Origin of the sequence: Kribbella antibiotica, from assembly GCF_004349055.1 — a bacterium.
GTDB lineage: Bacteria > Actinomycetota > Actinomycetes > Propionibacteriales > Kribbellaceae > Kribbella > Kribbella antibiotica.
Genome location: NZ_SMKX01000312.1, coordinates 1 through 1,210, shown reverse-complemented (window position 1 = coordinate 1,210; position 1,210 = coordinate 1). Strand labels below are relative to the sequence as shown.

Annotated in this window: 1 protein-coding gene; it reads right to left on the bottom strand. The window is 68.3% G+C overall.

What is annotated here, in order from left to right; all coding sequences use genetic code 11:
- Window positions 1-180 precede the first annotated feature (180 nt).
- The gene (locus E1263_RS42395; RefSeq protein ID WP_238162085.1) at window positions 181-1,062 is read right to left on the bottom strand and encodes a diacylglycerol/lipid kinase family protein; all 882 of its coding nucleotides are present in this window, start codon (window positions 1,060-1,062) and stop codon (window positions 181-183) included.
- Window positions 1,063-1,210 lie beyond the last annotated feature (148 nt).

Below are 1,210 nucleotides of genomic sequence, written 5' to 3'. Positions count from 1 at the left end.
ACGTCGCCCAAGAACTCAACGCCCGACCACGCAAAACACTCGACTGGGACACCCCAGCCGAACGCCTGCGTGATCTACTCACCACCTAGAAACCACCACGGTGTTGCAACCACCCCTAGAAACCGCCATGCGGGTGCAAAACCCACAAGCTGATGGGGGAACCCATCAGATGGGGACGGGTCAGCGGCCGCGGGGGACCCGGGCGACTAGGGCGCCGGGTTCGATTTCGGCGGTCAGTGACCGCCCAGGACCGATCGGATCGCCGTCCAGTTGGCGCTCTACGTCGACCGCGGCGGTGATGGACACCTTGCGGCCGGTGAAGCGTTCGAGGTACATGTCGGCGCGGTTGGTGCGGGTCATCAGCCGCCAGACCACGATCGGCCACTGCGTCACCCGCCGCGGCGCGATCACGACCACGTCGATCAGGCCGTCGTCCGGCCGCGCGTCCGGGAGCAGCGGGATGTTCGCCTGCAGCATGCCGACGTTCCCGATCACCACAGTCCGCACCCGCCGCTCGATCGTGAACTCGTCGTCGAACGTGATCCGGACCCGCACCGACGGGTGATTGATGTTCCGGGCCGTCGACACCAGGTACGCCGGCCACCCGATCTGCGCCTTCAGCACCGGCGGCGCCTGCGAGATGATCGCCGCGTCCAGCCCGAGCCCGGCCATCACCGCGAACCGATCCTTGTCGAGCCCGTCCCCGAACACGGAGACCAGGTCGATCCGCCGATCCCGTCCTTCCAGGATCCGCTCGAGCGCGTCGTCCAGATCCAGCGGGATATGCAGGTTCCGGGCCAGCAGGTTCCCCGTGCCGGCCGGGATCACCCCCACCGGAATGCCCGTGTGCGCCAGCGCCGCACAGACCACCCGAACGGTCCCGTCGCCCCCAGCCACGAGTACCAGGTCCGATTCGTACTCGATCGCCCGCTTGGCCATCGCGTTCCCGGAGTCGTCCTCCCGAGTCTCCAGCCACAACGGATCGTCGAATCCGCGCAGCTCCAGCGACCGAGTCACCTTCCGCCGGAACGCCACGCCGTCCCCGACCTTGATCGGGTTCACGATGACTGCCGCCCGCGGTGGCCGCGCGATCTCGGCGGGAGAAGCCGGCGTACGGCGCCGCCGTCGCCGCAGCCCTGGTCGCAGCCCGAACCCGATCGACGTGGCGGTCAGAATCGCCAGCCCGAGCGCCCACCCACCTGTCTCTTAT